Genomic DNA, 26,091 nt, shown 5'->3' on the forward strand with positions numbered 1-26,091 from the left:
GAACCCCTTTGAGTCCGGGAACCGGAGCAGCTTCCGCCCCCGCACCAGCCGCCCACGACTCCCCGCCCGCCCTCCCCGGGACCCCCGAGCCCCCCACGGCTCCCGGGACCCCGCAGTCCCCCACGGCTCCCGCGACCCCGGACGCGGACGCCGCCGAACGGACCGGGTCCCGCGCGTCCTCGATGTTCAGCTCCCTGCGCGTGCGGAACTACCGGCTCTTCTTCCTGGGCCAGGTTGTCTCCAACACCGGCACCTGGATGCAGCGCATCGCGCAGGACTGGCTGGTGCTGAGCCTGACCGGCTCCTCCACCGCCGTCGGTGTCACCACGGCCCTCCAGTTCCTGCCGATGCTCCTCTTCGGGCTCTACGGCGGTGTCCTCGTCGACCGGCTCCCCAAGCGCCCGACGCTGCTGGTCACGCAGTCCGCGATGGGTGCCACGGGCCTGGTCCTCGCCTTCCTGACGCTCTCCGGCCATGTCCAGGTCTGGCATGTGTATGTCGCCGCCTTCGCCGTCGGACTCGCCACGGTGGTGGACAACCCCGCCCGGCAGTCCTTCGTCTCGGAGATGGTCGCCCCCGAGCAGTTGCAGAACGCGGTGAGCCTGAACTCGGCGAACTTCCAGTCCGCCCGCCTGGTCGGCCCCGCCGTCGCGGGCGTGCTGATCACCGGTGTCGGTACGGGCTGGGCATTCCTGTTCAACGGCCTGTCGTTCCTGGCCCCCATCGCCGGACTGCTGCTGATGCGGGCCCGTGAGCTGCATGCCGTGGACCGTGCCCCGCGTGGCAAGGGCCAGCTCCGAGAGGGGCTGCACTATGTCGCCGGGCACCCGGAGCTGATCTGGCCGATCGTCCTGGTCGGCTTCATCGGCACCTTCGGCTACAACTTCCCGGTGTGGCTCTCGGCGTACGCGGACGACGTCTTCCACGCGGGCGCGGGCGCCTACAGCCTCTTCAACGCGCTGATGGCGCTCGGCTCGCTGAGCGGAGCGCTGCTCGCCGCCCGCCGCGGCACGGCCCGGCTGCGGGTGCTGATCGCGGCGGCGGCGGTGTTCGGCGGGCTGGAGGTCGTGACGGCCGGGGCGCCGTCGCTGTGGCTGTTCGCGCTGCTGATGGTCCCGATTGGGATCGCCGGACTCACGGTGAACGTCACCGCGAACACGGCGGTCCAGATGGGCACCGATCCGGCGATGCGCGGCCGCGTCATGGCCCTGTTCATGATGGTCTTCATGGGCGGTACGCCCCTGGGAGCGCCGGTGGTCGGCTGGATCACGGACGCCTACGGCGCGCGGATCGGCTTCGTCCTGGGCGGTCTGGTCTCGTTCGCGGCGGCGGTGACCATCGGCCTGCTGCTGGCCCGGGTCGGCGGTCTGCGCCTGTCGGTCGGCTGGAACCGCGGCCACCCGCAGGTCCGCTTCGTCCCGCGCGAGCGACGGGAGGAGCTGGCGACGGCGGCGTAAGTCCCGGCCCCGGACCCCGGATTCACCGACCCCGGCCCCTCCAGGGAGGCCGGGGTCAGCCCTTCGGGAACTCGTCCGTCTTGAAGACCAGGCCCACCACGGTCCCGGTCAGATCGATCTCCTCGCCGAAGTCCAGACTGAGCTTGCCGCGGTACTCGCCGTCCTGCGCAGGGTGTGCAGATGCCATGTTCCGGTGTACGGGTCCACGATCAGGTACACCGCTGCTGCCTGGTCGCATGCAGCCGCACAGTACGACGATACGCAGGGTGACGAGGGCACGCCCGAGCGTCACCCGGGGACACTGGTGCCATGAGACTCTTCGCCGCGGTGCTGCCGCCGGAGCGCGCGATTCGGGAACTGGCCTCGGTCGTGCGCGAGTTGGAGGGAATGCCGGGCGCGGACGGGCTGCGCTGGACGGAACGGCCGGGCTGGCACTTCACGCTCGCCTTCTACGGCGAGGTCGACGAGGACGTCGTACCGGACCTGTCGGAGCGGCTGGCGCGGACGGCCCGGCGCGCCGAGCCCTTTCCCCTGGCCCTCGCCAAGGGCGGCCGTTTCGGGGACCGGGCGCTGTGGGTGGGCGCGGCCGGGGAGACCACGGCCCTGCGGCTGCTCGCCGACCGTACGGAGGCCGCGGGGCGCAAGGCGGGGGTGGAGATGGGGGAGCACCGCCGCTACAAGGCGCATCTGACGCTGGCCCGCAGCCGGGGCAGGGGCGCGGACCTGCGGCCGTACGCCGCCGCCCTGGACGCCTTCGAGGGCAGCGTCTGGCCGGTCGGGGAACTGTGCCTCGTGCGCAGCCGGCTGCCGAGGTCGGGAGTGCCGGGGGAGCAGCCGCGGTACGAGACCGTGGGGCGGTGGGGGCTCGGCGCGGGCACCTGACCGGGGCCGGTTACGCTCGATGCGTGGACCCGAAGACTCGTAACCGGATCATGGCCGGTGTGCTTGTGCTGATGTTCGCGGTGGTGGCGCTGACGGCGGCGGTCGGCAGGTAGACCACCGCCGCCGTGCGCGGCCCGGCCCCCCGGGGGCGCCGGGCCCCGTCGGCTACCAGGCGAACGCCTCCGGCGACGGTCCGGGCCCGGGGAAGATCTCCTCCAGGCCGGCCAGGACCTCCTCCGGGAGTTCCAGCTCGACCGCCCGCAGCGCCGACTCCAGCTGTTCGCCGGTGCGCGGGCCGACGATCGGGCCGGTGACGCCGGGCCGGGTCAGCAGCCAGGCCAGGGCGGCCTCGCCGGGCTCGATCCCGTGCTTGTCGAGCAGGTCCTCGTAGGCCTGGATCTGCGCCCGCACGGAGGTGTTGGCGAGGGCGTCGGCGGAGCGTCCGGAGGCGCGGCGGCCGCCCTCGACCTCCTTCTTGAGGACACCGCCGAGCAGTCCGCCGTGCAGCGGCGACCACGGGATGACACCGAGGCCGTAGTCCTGCGCCGCCGGGATGATCTCCATCTCGGCGCGGCGTTCGGCGAGGTTGTACAGGCACTGCTCGCTGACGAGACCGATCGTGCCGTGCCGGCGGGCGGCGATCTCGTTGGCCTGGGCGATCTTGTACCCGGGGAAGTTGCTGGATCCGACGTAGAGGATCTTGCCCTGCTGCACCAGGACGTCGATGGCCTGCCAGATCTCCTCGAAGGGGGTCCGCCGGTCGACGTGGTGGAACTGGTACAGGTCGATGTAGTCGGTGCCCAGCCGCTTGAGGCTGGCGTCGACCGCCCGGCGGATGTTGAGGGCGGAGAGCTTGTCGTGGTTGGGCCAGGCGTCGCCGTCCGCGGCCATGTTGCCGTACACCTTGGTGGCGAGGACGACCTTGTCGCGCCGGTCGCCGCCCTTGGCGAACCAGCTGCCGATGATCTTCTCGGTACGGCCCTTGTTCTCGCCCCAGCCGTACACGTTGGCGGTGTCGAAGAAGTTGATGCCCGCGTCCAGCGCCGCGTCCATGATCGCGTGGCTGTCGGCCTCGTCGGTCTGCGGGCCGAAGTTCATGGTCCCGAGGACGAGCCGGCTGACCTTGAGTCCTGTGCGTCCGAGCTGCGTGTACTTCATGACTGCCTAGCCAACGGCGTGGAGTGCGCTCTAGGCAAGGGAGCTGCAGGGCGGTCGGGTTCAGTCGCGGGGGAAGTCGTCGGTCCGGAGGGTGAGGCCGAGGGGGGTGGTGGTCATATCGACCGCGGTTCCATAGTCGACGCGCAGCTCGCAGGCGTAGTCGCCCTCTTTGGGTTCGGTGTACACGTGGCATGTGCCCTGATAGGGGTCGGCGATGAGGTACACGGGGACTTCGGCGAGCGCGTACGCGGTCTTCTTGGGGCCGTAGTCGTTCCGGGCCGTCCCCTTCGAGATGACTTCGGCGATGAACTCGACGTCCCCGTAGCGCCAGCGACCCTCGTCATCCTTTGCGGCGCCTTCGCGCAGCTTGGCCACATCGGGGCAGAAGCCGTTTTCCAGGCCGGGAAAGTCGATGCGGACGTCCGAGAACACCCGTGCGCGCCTTCTTCCGACGTGGTCCTCGAGCGCCCAGAGGATCTCGCGGACGGTTTCCCAGTGGATGTCCCGCTGCGGCGTCATGAAGACACTGCCCCCCACGATCTCAACCTTGTAACCCTCGGGGACGGGCATCCGCTCAAGCCGCTCGAACCACTGGTCCAGGCGTTCTGCGTTTGTGTCGGCCATCTCGATCTCGATCCTGTCGTCCAGGACGGTCATGGTGGCGCTCCTCCCCGGCCGCCCTCCGCACAAGTGCAGCCGCGCGGTACAACGATACGCACGGTGACCAGGCCACGCCGCTATTCGGTCAATCCGTTCCGGCCGCGTAAGGCCCCGCGATCCCCCACCCCTGGTACAGCGCCTCCGCGAACGCCTCCGCGATCTTGTGCTCGCCGTTCGCGTTCGGGTGCGTGCCGTCGTAGGTGTCGCGGTGGATGTCGTACGACGGCGGGGGAGTCGCCAGCAGGAGCGGCGAGCCGGGCTCGTCCAGGTCCGCCGCCGTCTTCGCCAGGAGGTCGTTGAAGAGGGTCACCTCGGCCCCGAACGAGTCGTCCGCCTCGGTGCGGATGTTCGGGATCACCGGCAGCAGCACCATACGGATGCGCGGCCTGGCCCGGCGGGCCTCGGCGACGAACTTCCGTACGTTCTCCTCCGTCTGTTCCGCGTTGGTGTAGAAGCCCAGGTCGATCAGGCCCAGCGAGACCAGCAGCACATCCGCACGGGTCTCCCGTACGGCCCCGCCGATCAGCGGCGTCATATGGATCCAGCCCTCGCCCCAGCCCGCCAGGTGGGCGCGGGGGAAGTCGGGTTCGGCGTACGCGTACGACGTGGGTGCGTCCGTCGCCTTGTCGTGGAGCGTCTCGCGCGGGCCGACCAGCGAGAACGGACCGTCGTACGTCGCGCACAGGTGCCGCCACAGCCGGTAGCGCCACGTGTGCTCGCCCGCGCTGCCGATCGTCATGGAGTCGCCTACGGGCATGAACCTGAGCATCCGCACATCATGGACGATCGCCCCGGGGAGCAGGGGGGATGTAGGGGGCGGGCCGGTGTGAGGATCGACACGCCCGCCCGGCACCGGGGCCCCGAGGCGCCGGGCCGGTGAACCGGGGCGCCGGATGGCAGGCTTGGGGCATGCGTCGATCGCTCGCGTTCCTTGCCGGGGCCCTTCTCATCGGTGCGCTCGCCACGCCGGCGCCCGCCTCCGCCGACGACGGCGGCGGATTCACCATCAAGGACCCCCGGATCACCGAGTCCAGCGGGCTCGCCGCCTCCCGTCTGCATCCCGGGATCTACTGGACCCACAACGACAGCGACGACGGGCCGTACCTCTACGCCGTGGACAGCCGCACCGGGAAGACCGTCGCCACCGTCACCCTCAGCGGCATCGGCAGGCCCCGCGACGTCGAGGCCATATCCATCGGCCCGGGGAACGAGATCTACGCCGGCGACATCGGCGACAACTTCGGCGGCCGATGGCCCTATGTGTGGATCTACCGGTTGCCCGAGCCCAAGGTCCTCAAGGACCAGACGATCCGGGCCACCCAGTACGTGGTGAAGTACGCGAACGGGCCCCGGGACGCCGAGTCCCTCGTGGTCCACCCCAAGACCGGGCGCGTCTACATCATCGACAAGAAGGAGGACGGCGGGCACCTCTACGAAGGCCCGGCCCAGCTGTCGTCCACCGGGGCGAACGTCTTCCGGCCCGTCGCCGCCGTCGACCTGTGGGCCACCGATGCCGCCTTCTCGCCCGACGGTGGACAGCTCGTCGTACGCGGCTACTTCGGTGGCATCGCCTACGCCTGGAACGACGGGCACATCAAGCGGCAGGGGCGGCTGAACGTGCCCCTGCAGCGGCAGGGCGAGTCGGTCACGTACAGCACCGACGGCTCGAAACTTCTCTACGGCAGCGAGGGCACCGACAGCCCCGTGCAGGCCGAGGACGCGCCCGGGGCCGACGGAACGGGCCACTCCGCGTCACCCTCGGGCAAGGGAACCCCGCAGGCCGGCTCGGGCAGCGGCACGATCCTGCACGCCGACTACAAGGTCGGTGCCCTGGTCCTGGCCCTGGGCCTGGTGCTGGTCCTCGGCCTCAAGCGGCTGCTGGGCAGGAAGCGCTAGCACCGTGCCGGGCGTGGCGAGCCGGCGAACCCTTCCGGTCGCAGGCCAGGGACGGCGAAGGGGCGCCCGGTGCACACAACACCGGGCGCCCCTCTGGGACATGACGTGCGAGAAGGTCAGAGCTTCTCGATCACGTAGTCGACGCACCGGGTCAGCGCCTCGATGTCCGCCGGGTCGATCGCCGGGAACATCGCGACGCGCAGCTGGTTGCGGCCCAGCTTGCGGTACGGCTCGGTGTCCACGATGCCGTTGGCGCGCAGGACCTTGGCGACGGCGGCCGCGTCGACCTCGTCGGAGAAGTCGATCGTGCCGATGACCTGGGAGCGCTTGGCCGGGTCGGCGACGAACGGGGTCGCGAACTTCACGTCCTCGGCCCAGCCGTACAGCGTCCGCGCGGAGGTGGCCGTGCGGCGGACCGCGAAGTCCAGTCCGCCCTGGCCGTTCAGCCACTCCAGCTGCTCGTTCAGCAGGAACAGGGTGGCGAGGGCCGGGGTGTTGTACGTCTGGTTCTTGCGGGAGTTGTCGATCGCCGTGGGCAGGCTGAAGAACTCCGGGATGTGACGGCCGGAGGCGTGGACGCGCTCGGCGCGCTCGATCGCGGCCGGGGAGAACACACCGATCCACAGGCCGCCGTCGGAGGCGAAGGACTTCTGCGGGGCGAAGTAGTAGACGTCGGTCTCGGCGATGTCGACCGGGAGGCCGCCGGCCCCGGAGGTGGCGTCCACCAGGACCAGGGAGCCGGTGTCCGCGCCCGCGACCCGCTTGATCGGCATCGCGACGCCCGTGGACGTCTCGTTGTGGGTGAAGGCGTAGACGTCGACGCCCTCCTCCGCGCCGGCCTCGGGGTGCGTGCCGGGCTCGGAGGAGATGATCGTGGGTTCGGCGAGCCACGGGGCGAGCTTCGCGGCCTTGGCGAACTTCGAGGAGAACTCGCCGAAGCTGAGGTGCTGCGACTTGTTCTCGATCAGACCGTGGGTCGCGATGTCCCAGAACGCGGTGGAGCCGCCGTTGCCGAGGACGACCTCGTAGCCGTCGGGGAGCTGGAAGAGCTCGCGGATGCCCTCGCGCACCTTGCCGACCAGGTTCTTGACCGGGGCCTGGCGGTGGGACGTGCCGAGCAGGGAGCTACCCGTGGCGGCGAGGGCGTCCAGCGCCTCCACCCGCACCTTGGAGGGACCCGCGCCGAAACGACCGTCAGCGGGCTTGAGGTCAGCAGGAATCTGGATGTCAGCCACGAGCCGGAGGGTATCCCCTCGGAGAAACCGGGCGGAAACGTGTCCGTTCGATGAGACGACGCCCTCCGGCACGTGGACTTGTGAGGACCTACGACTTCCGCGGCCGCTCCACTGAGGACCTACGACCTTCGCGGCCGCTCCACGAGGCGAGCCGCACCGGCAGTGCGAACAGGTCGTTCTGCGTCACCACCGGCTTGTTGCGCAGTTCGCCCGCCGGGACCGCCAGGTCCAGGCCGGGGAAGCGGGCGTAGAGCGCGGGCAGCGCCACCCCGGCCTCCAGGCGGGCCAGGGCCGCCCCGGGGCACACATGCGGGCCGTGCCCGAAGGAGATGTGCCGGTTCTTTGTCTCCCGGGTGATGTCGAAAGCGCCCGCGGTCGGACCGTGTGACTTCTCGTCCCGGCCGATCGCGCCGTACGACACGATCAGGGCGTCCCCGGCGGGGATGACCTGATCGCCGACCGGGACGTCCTCCGTCGCGAACCGGATCAGCACATGGGAGGTGGGGGTGGACCAGCGCAGGGTCTCCTCGACCACCGCCGACCAGTCCGCCTCACCCGCAAGGACGAGTGCGCGCTGCTCCGGATGGGTCGACAGATTGACCACCGAATTGACGATCAGGGAGATCGTCGTCTCGTGGCCCGCGGCCACCATCAGCTGAAGCGTGGAGACGATCTCCTGGTCGGTGAGGCGGTCGCCGTCCTCGGAGGCCTGGACGAGGGCGGAGGTGAGGTCCTCGCCGGGCTCGGCGCGCTTCGCCGCCACCGTGTCCGCCATGATCCCCGCCAGCTCGGTGAGCGTCGCGACGACCTCCGCGGGCGGGGTCTGCGTCGAGAAGAACTTCTCGAACAGCACCTGCAGACGCGGCAGCCGGGACTTCTCGATGCCCATCAGCTCCGCGATGACGTACATGGGCAGCGGATAGGCGAACTCCGCCTTGAGGTCGACCTCCCGGCCGTCCGTGGGCAGCCGGTCCAGCAGGCCCTCGGTCAGCTCGGTGATCCTCTGCCGCATCTCCTCCACCCGTCGGGGCGTCAGCGCCTGGGCGACGAGCGTGCGCATCCGCCGGTGGTCGGCCCCGTCCACGGTGAGCATGGAGCGGCCCGGGTTGGCGAGCCCGATCAACGGCCAGTCGGGGGCGATCTCGCCCCGCTGCCAGGCACCCCAGACGTCGATGTCCTTCACCAGCCGGGGGTCCGTCAGCAGCTGCCGGGCCTCGGCGTGGTGGGTGACCGCCCACACCGGAACGCCGCCGGGCAGGATCACGGAGGCGAGCGGGCCCGCGTCCCGGAGCCGGGCGCTCTCGGCGTCCAGATCGGTGACGAGGGGGTCCAGAGCTATGGGGCATCTGTCCATCGTGGTCATGCGGAAGGGCCTCCTAGGGAGGGGGTGGGGGTGAATCTCACCGGCAGTGCGGTGAGACCGCGCAGCCACGGCGACGGACGACGCGTCAACTCCTCGGCGGGTACGGCCAGATCGATGTCCGGCAGCCGGTCCAGGACTACCTCGATGCCCGTCCGCGCGATGACCTCCGCCACCTCCTGGGCCGGGAACGGGCAGCGGTGCTCACCGTGCCCGAAGGAGAAGTGCGCGTTGTTGCCGCCGGTCAGCGCGGAGCCGTCGGTGCGCACCTGCGGGTCGCTGTTGGCGCCCTGCAGGCCGAGCAGCAGCAGATCTCCGGCCCGGATGTGCCGGCCGCCCAGCCGGGTGTCACGGGAGGCCCAGCGGCCCGCCACGTTCTGGGTGGGGGTGTCCTCCCACAGCACCTCGTTCATGGCCTCGGCGACGCTGTTGCGGCCGCCGAAGAGGGAGGCGGCGAAACGGGCGTCGGTGAGCATCAGCCGCAGCGAGTTGCCGATCCAGTCCGCGGTCGGCTGGTGGCCCGCGGCCATCATCACCATCAGGTCCTGGGTGATCTCCTCGTCGGTGAAGCCGCTCTTGTCGGCGAGCATCCGGGAGACCACGTCGTTCGCGGGGCTCGCCTTCCGGGCGGCCAGCAGCTCGGTCATGGAGCCGGCCAGATGCAGCTGGCCCGCGATCGCCCGCTCCCGCCCGTCGATCATGTCGTTGAGGGCGGTGACCAGTCCCGGGCCCTGCTCCTCCGCGAAGCCGTAGAGGATCGCGAGGACGCGCACGGGCAGCAGCATCGCGTACTCGGCGACGAGGTCCGCCTCGCCCTGGCCGCACACCGCGTCGATCAGCGCGTCGGCGAACCGCTCGGCGTGGCCGCGCAGTTCGAACGGGTCGAGGGCCTCCAGCGCGTCGCTGATCATCGCCGCGCGTTCGCGGTGGCGCTCGCCGACGGTGTAGAGGATCGACGGCTGCCGGCGGCCGATCATCGGCAGCAGCGGCCAGTCGTCGGGGATGCCGTCCCACTGGTTCCACAGCCCGGAGTCCCGGCTGAACAGCACCGGGTCGCCGGTGACCTGGTGCAGCTCGCGATAGCCGAGCACCAGCCACGCCGGTATCCCGCCGTCGAGCACGACCGGGGTCACGGAGCCGTGCTCGCGCCGCATCTCCCGGTACAACGCGGCGGGTTCGGTCTGGAACCGGGGCCCGCTGAGGGGCACGGGGGCGGTGGTCACACCAGCTCCTGTTCGGCGGTGGGGGCAGGGGCGGCGCCGAGTTGCCGCACATGTTCGACGAGCGTGATCAGGACCTGCTTGCCGGACTCCCGGGAGCGCGCGTCGCAGTCCATGAGCGGGATGTGCGGGTCGAGGTCGAGGGCGGCGCGGACCTCCGCGGGCGTGTGCCGGGGACCGCCGAAGTCGTTGCAGGCCACGATGAACGGCATTCCGTGGCGTTCCAGGCGGTCGATGGCGTACCAGGAGTCGTCGATGCGCCGGGTGTCGAGGAGCACCACCGCGCCCAGGGTGCCGGTGAAGAGCCGGTCCCACAGGAACCAGAACCGCTCCTGTCCGGGCGCCCCGAACAGGTACAGCACATTGCGGGCGTCCAGGGTGATCCGGCCGAAGTCGAAGGCGACGGTGGTCGCGGACTTCTCCCGGACCCCGCTCACGTCGTCGACCGCCGCGCCGGCCTGAGTCATGGTCTCCTCGGTGCTGAGCGGGCGGATCTCGCTCACCGAGCGGACCAGGGTCGTCTTGCCGACGCCGAAGCCGCCGACGACCACGATCTTCAGGCCGTTGTCGGCCTGGGGACCCAGCGGAGTGCGGGTGTCAGAGGTTGCGAAGTCCAACGAGCACCTGTTCCAGGACGTCGGGATCGGGAAGTGCGGCGGTGCGGGGGTGGCGGGCGCTGACGCGCCCCGCCGACAGGAGGTCGCAGAGCAGGATCTTCGTGATGCTCACCGGCAGCCGCAGTTCGGCGGCGATCTCCACGACCGCCGTCGGCCGGTCGCACATCGCCAGGATCGTTGCGTGCTCCGACTGCATGCCCGGCACCGGATCGCACTCGGCCACCACGAGCGTCACCAGGTCGAACCGGGCGGCGGGATCGGACCGGCTGCGCCCTCCCGTGAGGGTGTACAGCCGGTCCGGTGCGTCGTCCCTGCCGGGGCGGCTCATGACGTACGCGGCTGCGCGGTCAGGTGCTCGCCGAGCTGCTCCACGAGTTCGCTCATGTGGTGCCCGACGAGACCCGCGTCCGCGTCCTCGTCGGTCACCAGGGCGAGATGCGCTCCCTGGCCCGCCTCCACGATGAACAGGACCCCGCCGTAGAACTCGGCCATCGCCGAGCGCACCCCGCCGCTTCCGTCGCCGAACTCCACGGATGCGCCGTGCGACAGCGACTGGATGCCTGCGGAGATCGCGGCCAGCTGGTCGGCCTGGTCGACGGACAGCTCCGGAGTGCGGCACAGCTTCAGCCCGTCCCGGGACAGCACGAGGGCGTGCCGGGCACCCGGGGTGCGCTCCAGCAGGCCCTCGATGAGCCAGGTGAGCTTCTCGTCGGCGGTCGTGATGCCGGTCATGAAGTGGTGTCGCCTTCCGGGTGCGAGGGAGTGACGGCCGCGTCCAGCGCGGCGGGGCCCGGTACGGGACCGGGGGTCGGTGTCCGGCGTGCGGCCGGTTCGTGCGGGGTGGCCCGGACGTGGGGGCCGGGCGCGGAGTCGTGTTCCCGTACGGGATCCGCGGGCGCCGTCTCCCGTACGGCCTCGGGCTCCGCCGTCGTGCCCTGCACCGCGGCCTGGTCCGGTACGGCGCCGCGGACCGCCTGGCGGAAGCTGCTGAAGCGGGCGGCCCGGGTCCTGGCGTCGTCGGGGGTGCGCGGTTCGCGTTCCGCGCGGACGGCGGGGTGGTCGCGCTCGGCCGCCGCGAGGGCGTGGCCGCGACGGCGCCGGGGCAGTCCCCCGGTCCCGGGGGTGTCCGGGCGAGGCGAGTCGTGGGTGGGGACCGGGTCGGGGTCGAGGTCCTCGGCGGCGCGGGCGGCGGCGTAGGAGGGCCGGTGCCCGGGGGCGGCCGGCGCGGGCGCGCTTGCGGCCGAAGGGGTGACCGCAGGGCCGGCGGCCGGGGTCGCGTCGGGCACGGCGGCCGGCGGGGGCGCCGACGGGGACAGGATCTCCTGCGGGATCAGCATCAGGACGCCGGTGCCGCCCCGCGCCGACGGCCGGAAGGAGACCTTCAGGCCGTGCTTGCGGGCGAGCCGGCCGACGACCGCGAGACCGAGCCGGGTGCCGGTGAGCCCGCTCAGCTCGTCGACGTCACCGGAGACCGCGCGCTCGGCGCGGCGCAGCTGCACGTCGCTCATGACCAGGCCCGCGTCCTCCACGGAGACGATGACCCCGGAGGGCACCTCCTCGACGTAGACATGGACCTCGGCGGTCGGCGGTGAGAAGTTCGCGGCGTTGTCGAGGAGTTCGGCGAGGGCGTGCATCACGCCCTCGGCGGCGTGCCCGGTGACCGCGGCGGCGCTGGAGGAGTGGACACGGACCCGCTGGTAGCCGTTGATCCGGCCCATCGCGCCGCGCAGGATCGACTCCATGACGATGGGGCGCGCCCACCGGCGGCCGGAGCGGGCGCCGGTGAGCACGGCGACGGAGTCGGCGAGGCGGCCCGTCTGCGCGGTGCGGTGGTCGAGGTGGAGCAGGTCGGCGAGGACGTCCTCGTCGCTGTGCTTCTCCTCCATCGTGCGCAGGTCGGCGAGCATGCCGGTGGCCAGGGCCTGCATCCGGCCGGCGACGTTGGCGGTGACGGAGACGGCCGAGTCCCGGGCGTTCGCCGCCTGGCGCAGGCCGCGGGTGAGCCGGGCGTTCTCCTCGGTGAGCCGGGCGAGGTCGGCGGTGAGCCGGTCGCGCTCGCGGTCGAACTCGTCGTTGAGCAGGGCGCGTTCCTGCGCGGACTCGTCGGCCTGGCGGATGCGCTCCCGAGCGGACTCCTCGGCGAGCCGGGCTCGGTCCCGCTCGAACCCTTCGGTGAGGCGGACGCGTTCCTCGATGAAGCCGTCGGTCAGCCGGGCCCGCTCCTGGCTGAAGTCCTCGGCGAGCCGGGCGCGTTCCTGGAGCAGCCGGGCCGCGTCCTGGGTCGCGGCGTCCAGACGACGGCGGGTCAGCCGGGCCGAGCGCAGGCCGTGGGCAGCGAGGGCGACCGCCGCGCACAGCACCAGCGTCAGGGCGCCGCCGCCCCAGGCGAGGGGGGCCCGGGCCGTCTTCGGCGCCATCACGACCACGACGGCGACGAAGAGGCCCGCGATCACGGCGGTGGCCAGCGGGGCGGGGGCGACGGCACGGAGGGCAGGGCGTTCGTCGGGCGGTGTGGGGGCGGTCATGAATGGTGTCCTCGGAAGCCTCGGGCAGGTCCAGGGCGGTGCGGTATGCGGGGCCGGTGGGTGAGAGCGACCCTTGTTGGTCAACCGCCCGTCACTATAGGTGAGTTGCTGATCGGAATGGACGTATTCCGTTTGACTCTGCACCAACGGACGGTCAATGCGAAGGGGCGGAGGAGTGGTCCCCCGTGCCGTCGTCGCGCGGTCGTACGGAACGAGGTGCCGACCTCGCCTTCATGTCCAGGGGTCACCCGTTCGACGTATGGTCACAGTGCGTATGCATCCTGTTACTCTGAGCTACGGAGTGGCGGTGACGCAGTGCCGAGGTCGCGCTTCACCAGGGCTCATGACGGGCCTGACGCCCGAGACCTGACCTGCGCTTCTCCTGCTGAGGGCCACCGATCACCAGAGCTCCGAGCGAAACGCGCTCGGAGCCCCACTCCATGGCGACTGCGAGGCAGAGATGGGAATGACGTGATCAGACGAACAGCCTGGCGGGCGGTGTTGGCGCTGAGTTGTGCCGGCGCCCTGCTGACGCCCGCCATGCCGGCCTCCGCCCAGCCCGGCGAAGGCAAGCTGACGGTCAATGTGTTCAGGGAGTTCGCCGCGGCGGGCACCCTCAACCCGCAGATCCAGACCGCGTTGGCCGGGGCGACCATTCGCGTCACGAGCGACCATTCAGGAGAGACGCGGACCTACCCGGTCGGTCCCGACGGGACCATCACCATCGACTTCGACACCTGGCGGCGCTCCAGGGGGAAGTACAAGGTCGAGCTGATCGACTGGCCGAACAAGTACGATCCGGCCACCGGTACCGGCTTCCTCCATCCGGCGTTCGCCGGCACCGGGCTGTCCTCCCACCTCAACTTCGTGGACATGGAGGACGACCAGGACGTCACGCTCAACATGGCCGTGTGGAATCCCGACGACTACTGCCAGGACAATCCCACCCTGGTCACGGTCTGCCAGCAGGCGGCGACCAAGCCGGGCCAGAAGACGCTGGTCACCTTCCCGTACAACTCCCGCGGTGACACCCAGGGCAACACCACGAACCCGAGGCCGATCGCCACGGTCCAGGACACCGGCGCTCTCTACGGACTGGCCTACCGCAAGAAGGACAAGCGGCTCTTCTCCGGGGCCTACGCCAAGCGGCACACCGAGTACGGCCCCGGCGGCCAGGGCGCGATCTACGTGACCGACCGGACCACCGGCGCCACCACTCTGTTCGCGACGGTGCCGAACGCGGGCACCACCGGACACAACCAGAGCAATCGGGTGGACGCCCCGTTCGCCAACCGGCCCGGCAAGGAGTCCCTCGGCGACATCGAGATCTCCTCGGACGGCTCGGAGCTGTACGTCGTCAACATGAACGACGGCAATCTCTACACCTACGACGCGACGCAGGCCACGGCCGGCGGTTTCAAGCGCGCACCGGTCAAGATCCCGGATTCCGCCTGTTCCCCTGGCGGCGACTGGCGGCCGATGGGACTGGGCGTGCGCGACGGTGTGGTGTACGCGGGCGGTGTCTGCTCCGCGGAGAGTACGCAGGACCCCACCAAACTGCGGGCGGTGGTGTGGACGTACGACCCCGTCACTGCCACGTTCGGCGCGGCACCCATCGTCGACGCACCGCTGAACTTCCCCCGCGACCCGGCCGAGGATCCCACGCCGGCCGACTGGAAGCCGTGGACGCAGGACAACCTGGCCCAGTTCCCCACGGGGCTCCGGGCCTACCCACAGCCGATGCTCAGCGATATCGAGATCGAGCGCGACGGCGGCCTGGTCCTGGGCTTCCGCGACCGGTTCGGCGACCAGTCCGGGCTGGTGATCCCCAACGCCAACCCCAGCGGAGGCATCGAGAGCAGCGTCACCGGCGGCGACATCATCAAGGTCTGCCGCAAGTCCGACGGCACCTACCACTGGGAGGGCGGCACCGACTGCCCCCGTCCCCAGGGCGGCAACGAGTGGTTCACCGGCGACACCTGGTACACCGGGACCGGCCATCGGGAGACGGGGCAGGGCGCGCTCGCGCTCCCGCTCCAGCAGAACACGATCGCCAGCACCGTCCTGGACCCGTATCGCACCATCAACTCCGGCGGGATCGGGTGGTTCGACCGGACGACGGGCCACCGCGACGCGACGCAGGACGGGTTCGGGGTCGTCTACGACACCGACGGCGGCTTCGGCAAGGCTCACGGTCTGGGCGACCTGGAACTGCTGTGTGACGACCCGCCGGTGCAGATCGGCAACCGGGTCTGGCTCGACGACGGCGGCGGCACCCAGAACGCAAGGTACGACGAGACCCTCGGTATCCCGGACGTGACCGTCACCCTCAAGGACTCGGCCGGGCGGGTCATCGCGAGAAAGAAGACCAACGCCAAGGGCGAGTACTACTTCGACCATCGTGACGGGCTCCTGCCGAACACCGACTACACGGTGGAGTTCGACAAGTCCACCGCCGACACCGGCAACCTGCCCGGCGGCATCAACTCACCCGACGACCTGATGTGGACGCGCACAACGGGCCGTGACCCGGCGACCAACTCGGACGCCGAGCCGACCGGCGGCGACGAGAACGCCCCGACCGCGGTGGCGAAGGTGAGGACCGGTCCTCCCGGCTCGGTCAACCACGACCTGGACGCCGGATTGTGGGCGGGCACCTGACAGTTCCCCGCGTCAGCCGGGGGATCCGGGCAGCGCCGGTACGGGCGGCCCGGATCCCCCGGGCCTCTTCCGGGCTCAGGAGAACAGGGGGGCGCCGAGCGGACGCGTCCCGGTGAATCCCGGCAGCACGAGAAAGGTGCCGGAGGCGGTGGCCGTGGCGAAGGAGGACAGTTCGTCTCCGTCGTCCAGCCGCTGCTGCGTTGCCACGAAGGTGCGCAGTTCACGCTGGAAGCAGATGAACAGCAGCCCGCGGTCCTCAGGTCCGTTGGCGTAGCTGTAGCCGCGCCGCAGCATCAGTCCGCTGCCCGTGCCGTTGGGGTTGGCACGGCGGGCGTGCGCCATGGCCGGGACCAGATACCGGCCCTGCGGGGACTTCGCGCCGAGATCCACGGGCGCGCCCGGTCCGCCGCCGCTCAGGGGCGCCCCGTCGTCGCGGCGCCGCCCGATCGCCCGCTCCTGCTGTGGGAGGTCCTGGGCGAGGAAACGTGCCACATCCAGCCGCAGGCGCCGCACCACCGCGACGGTGCCGCCCCGCACCGGGGCCGGGGCCGGCAGCCACACCTCCTGGTCCAACTCCCGTCCGGTGCTCGGTACGACGATGCCGTCGAGGAACCCCAGCAGATTGCGTACCGGCACCCGCTGTCCGGGATGTGCGGGTGCCGCAGGGGGCGGCCGGAAGCCGTGCTGCGACCAGCGCGGCGCCGCCGAGTGCTCCTGGAGCCAGGCTCTCAGGGCGCCGTCGGCCAGTGTCACCACCTGCGGGTCGGACGCACAGACCTGGACCATCAGGTCGCCGCCCCGGGCCGAGCCGGGCATCTCCTCCCGGGCGAATCCGGGCAGTTCACGGGCTCCTGGCAGGTCGCTGTCCACGGCGGCCACGACACGTGGGCCCACCCCCACGGTGACGGTCAGGTCGCCCGGCGGGAGTCCGCCCAAGGCCGTGTCGCCGCCCTGCGTGGTCAGCGTGAGGACACGGGTGCCCAATTCGGCGACGAGCCTCCCGCTCCGGCGCACGAAGTCACCGCCCGGCGTGTCCGGGTGTCCGGCTCCGGGCAGGTCATGGACCGACAGGGCCGCATGCTGCTGGGGCTGCACCGGGCGGTCGACCCCGGCCTGGCGACCGCCCCGAGCGGACGCGGCCACGGTCCCCGGCGCGGAGGCCGACCCGGTCCGGGAGGCCCCCGCCCGGGACACACCGTCCGGGGGAGCGGCCGGCCGGCCTCGCGCACCGACTGCGTATCCGGTGATCCCGGCAGCCGTCATGGCCGCCGTGCCCCTCACCAGTGCCCTGCGCCGCGACAGCCGCTGTCCCGCACCTGGTGCATCCAACTGGGCACGCTGTGTAGTCATTCGAGTACTCTAAGCCAACACCTGCTGTCCTCACGGATCGGAAGAAACCGCCCATGATGCCGCTCATCGCCCGCCGGGCACGGAGCCGTTGGCGCGCTGCGACGCTGGGCGGCGTGCTGGCCGCCGCGTTCCTCTGTGCCGGCTGCTCGGACTCGTCCACCACCGCGGACGACCACACCCCCGCCCGTTCGGCCCGGCCCGCCACCATCCGGGTGCCGGCGCAGGCGGCGACGATCAACGCCGCACTCGTCCGGGCCCGCCCGGGCGACCTGGTGCTCGTCTCGCCCGGCGTGTACCACGAGAGCGTGCAGGTACGCACCGACCGCGTGGTGCTGCGGGGCACCGACCGCAACCGCGTCGTCATCGACGGCGAGGGCCGACGCTCCAACGGCATCGTGGTCACCGCCTCGGGCGTCTCGGTGGAGAATCTGACCGTCCGCAACCACTTGCTCAACGGCGTTCTGGTCACCGGTATGAGCGACGCCGACGGCGGACTCGCCCGCGGCAGCGACGGCTACCAGCGCCTGGACCCGGCCCGCTTCCCTCCCCTCGACGGCTTCCGCGTCCGCTACGTCACCGCTCATGCCAACGGCCTGTACGGCATCTACGCGTTCAACGCCCGGCATGGCGTGATCGAGCGCAACTACGCCTCCGGCAGTGCCGACTCCGGTCTCTACGTGGGCCAGTGCAAGCCCTGCCACGTACTCGTCCAGGACAACATCGCCGACCACAACGCCATCGGCTACGAGGGCACCAACGCCAGCGGACCCGTCTGGGTGCTGCGCAACCGGTTCACCCACAACCGGGTCGGCCTGACCGTCGACACCGACTACCAGGAAGCCTTCGTACCTCAGTCCGGAGGTGTGGTCGCCGGCAACCTGGTCTCCGACAACAACGCCCCCGACACCCCCGAGCAGGCGGACGGCGGCTTCGGGATCGGCATCGGCATCGCCGGCGGGCAGCACAACGCGTTCCTGCGCAACCGCGTCAGCGGCAACTCACGCGCCGGCATCGTGCTCGCCTCCCACGAGGACGTACCTCCCTCGGGCAACCGGCTGGAGGACAACACCCTGTCCGACAACGCGCTCGACATCACCTACCAGGCCTCGGCCCGGTCCCCCGGTCAGGGCAACTGCCTGCGCGGCAACACCCTGCACCGCACCCTTCCCGAAGACCTCCCCCGTACCGCGCCCTGCCCCGGGGGAAACCGCCGGTCCTCCGGCGCGGCGCCCCGCACCCGTACCGCCCCGCCACCGGCCGGCATCGCCTTCCTCGACGTCATCCCGCCCCCCGCCCAGCCGCAGCTCCCGCGGGCCGGCAGCGCACCCGCCACCCCCGCCCTCCACCTGCCCGGCGACGTACACCCCGACCGCGTACCCCTCCCCGCCCCGGACCTGCTCGCCCCGCGCCCCCGCCGAGGTGCGACCGCACGATGACGCCGCCACGCCGTCGCACCCTGCCGTGCCTTCCTGTCCGCGGCTTCGCGCTGACCCTCCTGGCTCTCCTCGGTGTCTCGGCCTGTACCCAGGACAAGCTGCCCGTCCCGCTCTCCGCCCCCACCGCCCCCGCCCTGACCGCACCGCAGGCCGAACTGCTCGCCCTCACCCGGTTCGCCAACTACCGGCGCGGCACCGCCCAGGTCACAGCCGACATCCCCGTCCAGGGACACCACGCCCGCCTCACCGGCCGCCTCGACTGGCGCCACGGGGCCGGACTCGCCGTCCTCCAGGGCACCGGCGGCGTCCTCGAACACGGACGTCACCTCCTGCGTTGGGACCGCTCCACCGTCTCCATGCGGCAGAACTGGACGGGTCGTCTCCCCCCACACCCACCCCGCGACGGCTGGACCCAACGAGCGCTCACGGCCCGGGCGTCCGCCATCGACACCACGCTGCTTCTGCTGCTCGACCTGGCTGCCGACCGCCCCGACAACGCCCAACTGCTGCTCCACAGCGGCGCCCGCCGCCTCGGTCACGAGGAAGTGGCGGGAGTCCCGGTCACGGTGTTCGCCGGCCCGTCCGCCACCGCGCCCCGAGGGGCCGCTCCAGAGACGTCCCGCACCGCCCCGGGCCGTACCCGCTACTGGATCGGCGCGGACGGCCGACTCTGCCGCTTCTCGGCACGGCTGGGCGGCGGCACCGAGTGGCTGGTCGCGACGTTCTCCGTGTGACGTCCCACCACACTCATCGGTCCTCCGGTGGGTCAGAGGCATCCTGGGGAGCATGAGGGATCCCGAGGAACGCCGGCAGGCCACCGGCGCGGACATCGGCGCGCTGCTCGCGGAGCTGAGCGCCGCGGTGCACGGCGCCGTCGACTTCCGTACGACGGCCCGGGCCCTGCACACCATGGACGCCTCCAACTACCGGCGGGTGCCGCTCGGCGTGGTCGCCCCCCGGGACGCCGACGACGTGGCGGCCGTGCTCGCCGTGTGCCGGCGACACGCGGTGCCGGTCGTCGCCCGCGGCGGCGGCACGTCGATCGCCGGGCAGGCCACGGGCACGGGCGTGGTGCTGGACTTCACCCGGTTCATGAACGGGATCGTGGCCCTGGACCCCGGGGCACGCACGGCGGTGGTCCGGCCCGGCCTCGTCCTCGACCGGCTCCAGGAGGCCGCCGCCCCGCACGGGCTGCGCTTCGGCCCGGACCCCTCCACCCACTCCCGCTGCACCCTCGGCGGCATGATCGGCAACAACGCGTGCGGCTCCCACTCCGTGGCCTGGGGCACCACGGCGGACAACGTGCGCGAGCTGTCGGTGCTCACCGCGCGGGGCGAGGCACTCACCCTGGGCCGCGACGGAAAGGGCGCCCCCGAGGGCCTGCTCGCCCTCGCCGGGAGCGAGTCGGCGCTGCTGCGCACCGGCTACCCTGCCCTGCCCCGCCGTATCTCCGGGTACGCGCTGGACGCGCTGCTCCCCGAGAACGGCAGGGACGTGGCCCGCTCCTTCTGCGGCTCCGAGGGAACTCTGGGCGTGCTGACGGAGGCGGTCGTGGACCTCGTGGAGGCGCCGCGCGCACAGGCTCTCGCCGTCCTGGGGTACGCGGACGAGAGCGCGGCGGCCCAGGCGGCGGCCGGACTGCTCCCCTGGGGCCCGCTGACCGTGGAGGGCATGGCCGCCGACCTGCTGCCGGCCCCGGCGGGGCTGCCGCGCGGCGGCGCCTGGCTGTTCGTGGAGACGGGCGGCGCGAGCGAGGCGGAGGCACGCGCGCGTGCGGAGGCGATCGTCCGGGTGGCGGACGTCACGGACGCCCTGGTGATCACCGAACCGGCCGGACAGCGTGCGCTGTGGCGGCTGCGCGAGGACGCGAGCGGGACGGCGACCCGCACACCGGACGGCCGGGAGGCCTGGCCGGGCTGGGAGGACTGCGCGGTGCCCCCGGCCCGCCTCGGGGACTACCTCCGGGACTTCCGCCGCCTGCTGGCCGAACACGGCTTGCACGGGGTGCCGTACGGGCACTTCGGGGACGGCTGCATCCATGTCCGCATCGACTTCGACCTGCTGTCCCCGGCGGGCGTCGCCCGCTTCCGCCGCTTCTCCGAGGAGGTCGCCGCCCTGGTCGTCGCCCACGGCGGCTCGCTCTCCGGGGAGCACGGCGACGGGCAGGCCCGGGCGGAACTGCTGCCCACGATGTACGGACCGGACCTGGTCGCCCTGTTCGAGCGGGCGAAGGGCGTCTGGGACCCGGACGACCTGCTCAACCCCGGGATGCTGGTCCGCCCGGCCCCGCTGGACGCCGACCTGCGGTTCGCGGTGCTGCCCCGCGAACCGGTGGACGTCTCCTTCGGCTACCCCGCGGACGGCGGCGACTTCTCGGCCGCGGTCCGGCGCTGTGTGGGCGTCGCCAAGTGCCGCACGACGACCGTGTCCGGCGCGGGCGTGATGTGCCCCTCGTTCCGGGCGACCGGCGAGGAGGAGCACTCCACCCGCGGACGGGCCCGGCTGCTGCACGAGATGCTGGCGGGCGAGGTGATCACCGACGGCTGGCGGTCGACGGAGGTACGGGACGCCCTGGACCTGTGTCTGTCCTGCAAGGGCTGCCGCACGGACTGCCCCGTCGGCGTCGACATGGCCACCTACAAGGCGGAGTTCCTGCACCACCACTACGCGGGACGGCGCAGACCGGCCGCGCACTACGCGATGGGGTGGCTGCCGGTGTGGCTGAGGGCCGTCGCCCGCACCCACACGGCCCCGGTGGTCAACGCGCTCGCGTCCCTGGCCCCGGCCGCCGCGCTCGCCAAGCGGCTCGCCGGGATCGCGCCCGAACGGGGGCTGCCGCGGCTGGCACGGGAGACGTTCAGCCGGTGGTGGCGGCGAGAGACGGCGCGACGGCACCGGGCGGGCACCGGGACGCCCCCCGGCGACCGGGTCGTCCTGTGGCCGGACACCTTCACCGAGCATCTGTCCCCGTCCGTCGGCAGGGCGGCCGTACGGGTGCTGGAGGCGGCGGGCCTACGAGTGCTCCCGCCGCCGACGGTGCGGGCACGGCGCGCGCCGCTGCCCGCGTCCCACGGCCGGGTCTGCTGCGGCCTGACCTACGTCTCCACGGGCCAGCTCGACCGCGCCCGCGCCGTGCTGCGCCGCACCCTCGACCTGATGGGACCGGTCCTGGCGGCCGGCCTCCCGGTGGTCGTCCTCGAACCGAGCTGCGCGGCCGCCCTCCGCACGGACCTGCCGGAACTGCTGCACGACGACCCGCGCGCCGCCCGGCTGTCGGCGGCGGTGGTGACGTTCGCGGAAGCCCTGGAACGCTACGCCCCGGACTGGACACCCCCGTCGCTGGACGGCCCGGTGGTCGGCCAGACCCACTGCCACCAGCACGCCGTCCTGGGCGACGCGGCCGACCGCCGGCTGCGCGCGGCGGCCGGCCTGACGGGGGAGCTGAGCGGCGGCTGCTGCGGACTGGCCGGCGACTTCGGCTTCACGCGGGGCCACTACGAGGTCTCGACGGCCTGCGCGGAGGAGCAACTGCTCCCGTCGGTGCGGTCGGCACCTGAGGACGCGGTCGTCCTCGCCGACGGCTTCTCCTGCCGCACCCAGCTGGCCCAGTTGGCGGGCCGCAGGGCGCGGCACCTGGCGGAGGTCCTGGCGGACGGCCTGGACCGGCCGTAGGGGATGAGCCCAGCGCAGTGAAATCCCCCTGGCCGGGATGAAGGCCCGGCGGGTCTCCGGGAGGATCGAGGGGCGGGTCCGTGCACCTGCTCGGACCGGTGTCACCGTGTCCCACCGAGGAGCCTCGCATGACCCTCCGCGTCCGCCCGATCTCCCGCGAAGAACACCTGGCCTTCGTCACCGCGCGCCCGTCGGCCAGCCATCTGCAGGTGCCGTCCTGGGGCGAGGTGAAGCCGGACTGGCGGGCGGAGAGCCTCGGCTGGTTCGAGGGGGACGGCGGCCGGCCGGCCGGGGCGGGCCTGGTCCTGCTGCGCCCGCTGCCCGGGCTCAGGCGGCATCTGGCGTATCTGCCGGAGGGCCCGCTCATCGACTGGCACGCGCCGGACCTGGACCGGTGGCTGGAGCCGCTGCTCGCGTATCTCAAGGGCCGCGGCGCCTTCTCGGTGAGGATGGGGCCGCCCGTGGTCGTACGCCGCTGGAGCGCGGACGCGGTCAAGGCGGCGATCGCGGACCCGGGGGCGCGGCGGCTGCGGGACGTGCCCGCGACGGAGGAGGAACCGGGCGCCGCGGAGCTGGCGGACCGGCTGCGCCGCATGGGCTGGCGGCAGACGGAACCGGGCGGAGAGGACGGCTTCGCGGCCGGACAGCCCCGGTACGTCTTCCAGGTGCCGCTCGCCGGACGGACGCTGGACGACCTCCACCACGGCCTCAACCAGCAGTGGCGGCGCAATGTGAAGAAGGCCGAGAAGGCGGGCGTGAAGGTGGTCCAGGGCGGCTACGACGATCTGCCGGCCTTCTACGCCCTCTACACGGAGACCGCCGAGCGCGACCGTTTCGTGCCGCGCCCGCTGCCGTACTTCCAGCGGATGTGGACCGCGCTGACGGCGGAACACCCCGACCGTATGCGGCTCTATCTCGCCCATCACGACGGGGAGGTGCTGGCCGCCGCGACGATGCTGACGGTCGGCACCCACGTCTGGTACTCCTACGGCGCCTCCACCGGCCGCAGACGCGAGGTGCAGCCGAGCAACGCGATCCAGTGGCGGATGCTGAGCGACGCCCACGCGCTCGGCGCCTCGGTCTACGACCTGCGTGGCATCTCCGACACCGTGGAGGACACCGACCACCTCCTCGGCCTGCTCCGCTTCAAGGTCGGCACGGGCGGCCACGCGACGGAGTATCTGGGCGAGTGGGACTTCCCCCTCAACCGCCTGCTGCACAAGGCGCTGAACCTGTACATGTCCCGCCGGTGAGGCCGCCGGTGGGACCGGTCGTGCCGGTGTCCGCCCCTCCCACGGCATCCCCCCGTTCGACTGAGTTTGCTTTTGACACTCAGATTGCTAGGTTGGTCGGCGTGTAAGTTTGAAATCTGGACTAACCTGGAGAGGACTGTCATGGCGAGCCACGCCGCTGAGGCGCCTGCCGCCCGGGCGATTGCCGACACCCAGCGGGCGCGACGGCGGTGGATCGGACTTCTCGTCGCCTGCCTCGGGCAAATGGTGATGTTCGTGAACATCACGCAGACGACAGCGATCCTGACGCCGATCCAGCAGGACCTGCACGTCCCCAGCTCGACCCTGGTCTGGATGGCCAGCCTCTATTCCGTGATGGTCGCCAGCTTCGTTCTGTCCGCCGGGACGGTCGGCGACATCGTGGGACGCCGTCGGATTTTCGCCCTCGGCGCGTTCCTGCTGGGTGGAGGAAGCCTGACCGTCTCCCTGTCGTCGGGTTCGACCGGTGTCCTCGCCGGAGAGGCGATCATGGGTCTGGGCGGGGCGGCGGTCCTTCCCAACAGCCTGTCGATCGTCACCCACCTGTTCACCGACGCGCACGAGCGGACCAGGGCGGTCGGCATCTGGGCCGCGGTCTCCGGCATCGGCCTGGGAGTCGGCCCGATCGCCGCCGGAGTGATCCTTGAGCGTTACTCCTGGCACGCGGTGTTCCTCGTCAATGTGGTCCTGGCGGCCGTCGTGCTGCTCCTCACCCCCCGCTTCGTCGCCGAAAGCCGGCACCCCGGCCGCCATCTCGATCCACCGGGCCTGGTGCTCGGGGTGGCAGCCATCGGCGCTCTCAACTACGGCGTCATCGACGGCGGCCACTCGGGCTTCGGGTCGGCCCGGGCCGTCTGGGCGTTCGTCGTGGCCGCGCTGGCGCTGGTGGCGCTCATCCTGGTCGAGGCGCGTACGCGCACACCGATGCTGAAGCTGCGGCTGTTCCGTATTCCGTCGTTCGCCACGGCCAACGTGGTCGCGCTGATCGCGCAGTACGGTTTTGTGGCCACGGCGTTCACCCAGGTGCTCTACCTCGAGCGGGTCCGGCACGAGTCGATCCTCAGGTCGGGTCTCCTGCTGCTGCCGCTGATGCTGGCTTACGTGATCTTCAGCTTCGTGGCCGCTCCGCTCGCACGTGCGATCGGCTTCAAGGCGACGCTGGGGATCGGTGCGCTGCTCGCCGCGGCCGGAAATCTGCTGATGATCAACCAGGACCCGTCGACGTCCTTGGCGACCGTCGGGATCCTGATGGCGATGTTCGGGGCCGGGGCAGGGCTGATCCTTCCTCCGGTCACCGCGGTGTCGGTGATCAGCGTGCCGCACGCCGACGGTGGCATGGCCAGTGGGACCGTCAACCTGTTCCGCCAGGTCGGCGGCACACTGGGGGCGACCGTCACCGGGACGATCCTCACCAGCGGGCTGACGTCCCGACTGCCTGACCAGTTGACGAGCCGGGGTCTGCGGCCGTCCGTCGCCGAGAAGCTGACCGCCGCCGTCAGCAGCGGGGCGCCCGCGTCCAAAGCCTCCCGCGCTCTGCGGGAAACGATCACCGCAGCCGTCGGCGGGGCGTTCTCCGGGGCACTGCACCTGGCTGTGCTGATCCCGGGTGCGGCGATCCTGGCAGGCGGCGCGGCAGCTGTCGTCCTCATCCGCAACCGGCCGGGACAGCCGGCCGCCTCGCCCGTCGCGGCAGGGAACACCCAGGCCACGGTCCGGGAACCGGAACCTGAGCCGCAGCTCGTGCGTGCGGGCACCGCCGCTTTCGGCCGGCCGGCCACCGGGTACACCGCAGCGCTCTCGGGTTCGTCCGGCCGGGAGACTCCCCTGGACGGCATGACCGGCACGGTCGTTCACGGATTCGTGCGCGACGGCACGGGCACCGCGGTCGCAGCGGCCACGTTGACCCTGATCTCGTTGCAGGGGACACAGCTGGGCCGCGCGCATGTGGGCCCGGACGGCGGATACGCACTGACCGCGCCGGCGGGTGGTAGCTACGTGCTGATCACGGCGGCCGACGGGCGTCAGCCGCAGGCGTCCACCGTGGTCGTGGGGGAGGAACCGCTCGGCTACGACGTGGTCCTGTCGGGTGCCGGCGGACTGACAGGAGTGGTGCGCGACGCGGCCGACGGGAAGCCGGTGGCCGAAGCCATGGTCGTCGTCACTGATGTCCGCGGCGAGGTGCTGGTCGCGGACACGACGGGGGAGTCGGGCGCCTTCACCTTCAACGAATTGACCGCGGGCGCCTTCACCGTGGCGGTCAGCGCCGCTGCCTACCGGCCGGTGGCGCTGCCGGTGGAGGTGGGTGAGCACGTGACCCGCCTCGAAGTCGACCTGAGCCGCGGTGCCGTACTGCGGGGCACGGTCAGGGCGGGGGCCGGCCGTCGGCCGCTGCCCGACGCGCGGGTCACGCTGGTGGACGCTGCGGGCAATGTCGCAGGCACGGCGATCACCGACGACGACGGCTCGTACGCCTTCACCGACCTGGACAGCGGCGAGTACACACTGACCGCCAGCGGATACGCGCCCGCGGCCACCTCGCTGTCCCTGGACGGCCCCGGGCGAAGCGGTCACGACATGGAGCTGGCCCACCCGGACCAGTGACAGACGGCAGACGGACCGGCCGGCGAACTCCACGGCGGATCTCCCGGCTGGACATCAGCCGCCGAGACCGGCTCGCGGAGTGATCCACGA

21 protein-coding genes are annotated in these 26,091 nt (G+C 71.9%); 9 read left to right on the forward strand and 12 right to left on the reverse strand.

The window, feature by feature from the left end; genetic code table 11:
- The first annotated feature begins 8 nt into the window (after positions 1-8).
- Positions 9-1,457 carry an MFS transporter gene (locus AB0L95_RS04555; protein ID WP_365156830.1) on the forward strand — a complete coding sequence of 483 codons (1,449 nt, stop codon included), beginning with the start codon at positions 9-11 and terminating at the stop codon, positions 1,455-1,457.
- Positions 1,458-1,512: 55 nt separating this feature from the next.
- Here AB0L95_RS04555 and AB0L95_RS04560 read toward each other — a convergent pair whose 3' ends face one another.
- The gene (locus tag AB0L95_RS04560) at positions 1,513-1,644 is read right to left on the reverse strand and encodes a hypothetical protein (RefSeq protein WP_365156833.1); all 132 of its coding nucleotides are present in this window, start codon (positions 1,642-1,644) and stop codon (positions 1,513-1,515) included.
- Between the two features lie 122 nt (positions 1,645-1,766).
- Between AB0L95_RS04560 and thpR the strand changes: the two genes are divergently transcribed.
- On the forward strand, positions 1,767-2,339 hold the full coding sequence (gene thpR / locus AB0L95_RS04565) for an RNA 2',3'-cyclic phosphodiesterase (protein ID WP_365156835.1): 573 nt from the start codon (positions 1,767-1,769) through the stop codon (positions 2,337-2,339).
- 165 nt (positions 2,340-2,504) lie between these two features.
- On the opposite strand, the gene AB0L95_RS04570 is transcribed toward thpR, so the two are convergent.
- The 3 genes from AB0L95_RS04570 to AB0L95_RS04580 form a co-directional block, all read right to left on the reverse strand.
- Positions 2,505-3,497 carry an aldo/keto reductase gene (locus AB0L95_RS04570; protein WP_365156838.1) on the reverse strand — a complete coding sequence of 331 codons (993 nt, stop codon included), beginning with the start codon at positions 3,495-3,497 and terminating at the stop codon, positions 2,505-2,507.
- A 60-nt stretch (positions 3,498-3,557) separates the two neighbouring features.
- A complete protein-coding gene (locus AB0L95_RS04575; protein ID WP_365156841.1) occupies positions 3,558-4,154 on the reverse strand; it encodes a Uma2 family endonuclease in 597 nt (198 codons plus the stop codon).
- An 88-nt stretch (positions 4,155-4,242) separates the two neighbouring features.
- Positions 4,243-4,926, reverse strand: coding sequence for a GDSL-type esterase/lipase family protein (locus AB0L95_RS04580; RefSeq protein WP_365156844.1), 684 nt, complete (start codon positions 4,924-4,926; stop codon positions 4,243-4,245).
- Between the two features lie 140 nt (positions 4,927-5,066).
- Between AB0L95_RS04580 and AB0L95_RS04585 the strand changes: the two genes are divergently transcribed.
- Positions 5,067-6,053, forward strand: coding sequence for a WD40 repeat domain-containing protein (locus AB0L95_RS04585; protein ID WP_365156847.1), 987 nt, complete (start codon positions 5,067-5,069; stop codon positions 6,051-6,053).
- A gap of 116 nt (positions 6,054-6,169) precedes the next feature.
- Here the strand turns inward: AB0L95_RS04585 and serC are convergent, their stop codons facing one another.
- From serC to AB0L95_RS04620, 7 genes are all read right to left on the reverse strand, one after another.
- Positions 6,170-7,288, reverse strand: a complete 1,119-nt coding sequence (gene serC / locus AB0L95_RS04590; RefSeq protein ID WP_365156850.1) for a phosphoserine transaminase — start codon at positions 7,286-7,288, stop codon at positions 6,170-6,172.
- 88 nt (positions 7,289-7,376) lie between these two features.
- Complete coding sequence (locus AB0L95_RS04595; protein ID WP_365156853.1) at positions 7,377-8,651, reverse strand: cytochrome P450; 1,275 nt, start codon at positions 8,649-8,651, stop codon at positions 7,377-7,379.
- The gene (locus tag AB0L95_RS04600; protein ID WP_365156856.1) at positions 8,648-9,871 is read right to left on the reverse strand and encodes a cytochrome P450; all 1,224 of its coding nucleotides are present in this window, start codon (positions 9,869-9,871) and stop codon (positions 8,648-8,650) included. Before AB0L95_RS04600 ends, AB0L95_RS04595 begins: the two co-directional genes overlap by 4 nt.
- Positions 9,868-10,485, reverse strand: coding sequence for an ATP/GTP-binding protein (locus AB0L95_RS04605; RefSeq protein ID WP_365156859.1), 618 nt, complete (start codon positions 10,483-10,485; stop codon positions 9,868-9,870). Before AB0L95_RS04605 ends, AB0L95_RS04600 begins: the two co-directional genes overlap by 4 nt.
- The gene (locus tag AB0L95_RS04610) at positions 10,466-10,813 is read right to left on the reverse strand and encodes a DUF742 domain-containing protein (protein ID WP_365156862.1); all 348 of its coding nucleotides are present in this window, start codon (positions 10,811-10,813) and stop codon (positions 10,466-10,468) included. Before AB0L95_RS04610 ends, AB0L95_RS04605 begins: the two co-directional genes overlap by 20 nt.
- The gene (locus tag AB0L95_RS04615) at positions 10,810-11,217 is read right to left on the reverse strand and encodes a roadblock/LC7 domain-containing protein (RefSeq protein ID WP_365156865.1); all 408 of its coding nucleotides are present in this window, start codon (positions 11,215-11,217) and stop codon (positions 10,810-10,812) included. Before AB0L95_RS04615 ends, AB0L95_RS04610 begins: the two co-directional genes overlap by 4 nt.
- Positions 11,214-13,010, reverse strand: coding sequence for an ATP-binding protein (locus AB0L95_RS04620; RefSeq protein ID WP_365156867.1), 1,797 nt, complete (start codon positions 13,008-13,010; stop codon positions 11,214-11,216). The genes AB0L95_RS04615 and AB0L95_RS04620 overlap by 4 nt, the downstream gene beginning before the upstream one ends.
- A 471-nt stretch (positions 13,011-13,481) precedes the next feature.
- Here AB0L95_RS04620 and AB0L95_RS04625 point away from each other — a divergent pair, with 471 nt between their 5' ends.
- Entirely contained in the window at positions 13,482-15,671 is a 2,190-nt protein-coding gene (locus AB0L95_RS04625; RefSeq protein WP_365156869.1) for an SdrD B-like domain-containing protein, read from the forward strand.
- Between the two features lie 75 nt (positions 15,672-15,746).
- Here the strand turns inward: AB0L95_RS04625 and AB0L95_RS04630 are convergent, their stop codons facing one another.
- Positions 15,747-17,021, reverse strand: coding sequence for a Dyp-type peroxidase (locus AB0L95_RS04630; protein ID WP_365156872.1), 1,275 nt, complete (start codon positions 17,019-17,021; stop codon positions 15,747-15,749).
- Positions 17,022-17,074: 53 nt separating this feature from the next.
- Between AB0L95_RS04630 and AB0L95_RS04635 the strand changes: the two genes are divergently transcribed.
- The 5 genes from AB0L95_RS04635 (at position 17,075) to AB0L95_RS04655 (ending at position 26,001) form a co-directional block, all read left to right on the forward strand.
- Complete coding sequence (locus AB0L95_RS04635) at positions 17,075-18,457, forward strand: right-handed parallel beta-helix repeat-containing protein (protein ID WP_365156874.1); 1,383 nt, start codon at positions 17,075-17,077, stop codon at positions 18,455-18,457.
- Positions 18,454-19,191 (forward strand): hypothetical protein, encoded by a 738-nt coding sequence (locus tag AB0L95_RS04640; RefSeq protein WP_365156877.1) that lies wholly within the window; start codon positions 18,454-18,456, stop codon positions 19,189-19,191. The genes AB0L95_RS04635 and AB0L95_RS04640 overlap by 4 nt, the downstream gene beginning before the upstream one ends.
- 175 nt (positions 19,192-19,366) lie before the next feature.
- The gene (locus tag AB0L95_RS04645) at positions 19,367-22,129 is read left to right on the forward strand and encodes an FAD-linked oxidase C-terminal domain-containing protein (RefSeq protein ID WP_365157733.1); all 2,763 of its coding nucleotides are present in this window, start codon (positions 19,367-19,369) and stop codon (positions 22,127-22,129) included.
- Positions 22,130-22,257: 128 nt separating this feature from the next.
- Positions 22,258-23,382 carry a peptidoglycan bridge formation glycyltransferase FemA/FemB family protein gene (locus tag AB0L95_RS04650; RefSeq protein ID WP_365156880.1) on the forward strand — a complete coding sequence of 375 codons (1,125 nt, stop codon included), beginning with the start codon at positions 22,258-22,260 and terminating at the stop codon, positions 23,380-23,382.
- Positions 23,383-23,625: 243 nt separating this feature from the next.
- Entirely contained in the window at positions 23,626-26,001 is a 2,376-nt protein-coding gene (locus AB0L95_RS04655) for an MFS transporter (RefSeq protein ID WP_365157736.1), read from the forward strand.
- Positions 26,002-26,091 lie beyond the last annotated feature (90 nt).

The sequence above is a fragment of the Streptomyces sp. NPDC052036 genome (assembly GCF_040680495.1).
Taxonomy (GTDB): domain Bacteria; phylum Actinomycetota; class Actinomycetes; order Streptomycetales; family Streptomycetaceae; genus Streptomyces.

Coding starts and splice junctions, on each gene's coding strand:
- AB0L95_RS04610 (WP_365156862.1), bottom strand. CDS start 10,813: ATGAGCCGCCCCGGCAGGGACGACGCACCGGACCGGCTGTACACCCTC.
- AB0L95_RS04595 (WP_365156853.1), bottom strand. CDS start 8,651: ATGACCACGATGGACAGATGCCCCATAGCTCTGGACCCCCTCGTCACC.
- AB0L95_RS04640 (WP_365156877.1), top strand. CDS start 18,454: ATGACGCCGCCACGCCGTCGCACCCTGCCGTGCCTTCCTGTCCGCGGC.
- AB0L95_RS04580 (WP_365156844.1), bottom strand. CDS start 4,926: ATGCTCAGGTTCATGCCCGTAGGCGACTCCATGACGATCGGCAGCGCG.
- AB0L95_RS04585 (WP_365156847.1), top strand. CDS start 5,067: ATGCGTCGATCGCTCGCGTTCCTTGCCGGGGCCCTTCTCATCGGTGCG.
- AB0L95_RS04560 (WP_365156833.1), bottom strand. CDS start 1,644: ATGGCATCTGCACACCCTGCGCAGGACGGCGAGTACCGCGGCAAGCTC.
- AB0L95_RS04620 (WP_365156867.1), bottom strand. CDS start 13,010: ATGACCGCCCCCACACCGCCCGACGAACGCCCTGCCCTCCGTGCCGTC.
- AB0L95_RS04570 (WP_365156838.1), bottom strand. CDS start 3,497: ATGAAGTACACGCAGCTCGGACGCACAGGACTCAAGGTCAGCCGGCTC.
- AB0L95_RS04630 (WP_365156872.1), bottom strand. CDS start 17,021: ATGACTACACAGCGTGCCCAGTTGGATGCACCAGGTGCGGGACAGCGG.
- AB0L95_RS04655 (WP_365157736.1), top strand. CDS start 23,626: ATGGTGATGTTCGTGAACATCACGCAGACGACAGCGATCCTGACGCCG.
- AB0L95_RS04575 (WP_365156841.1), bottom strand. CDS start 4,154: ATGACCGTCCTGGACGACAGGATCGAGATCGAGATGGCCGACACAAAC.
- AB0L95_RS04615 (WP_365156865.1), bottom strand. CDS start 11,217: ATGACCGGCATCACGACCGCCGACGAGAAGCTCACCTGGCTCATCGAG.
- AB0L95_RS04635 (WP_365156874.1), top strand. CDS start 17,075: ATGATGCCGCTCATCGCCCGCCGGGCACGGAGCCGTTGGCGCGCTGCG.
- AB0L95_RS04645 (WP_365157733.1), top strand. CDS start 19,367: ATGGACGCCTCCAACTACCGGCGGGTGCCGCTCGGCGTGGTCGCCCCC.
- AB0L95_RS04650 (WP_365156880.1), top strand. CDS start 22,258: ATGACCCTCCGCGTCCGCCCGATCTCCCGCGAAGAACACCTGGCCTTC.
- thpR (WP_365156835.1), top strand. CDS start 1,767: ATGAGACTCTTCGCCGCGGTGCTGCCGCCGGAGCGCGCGATTCGGGAA.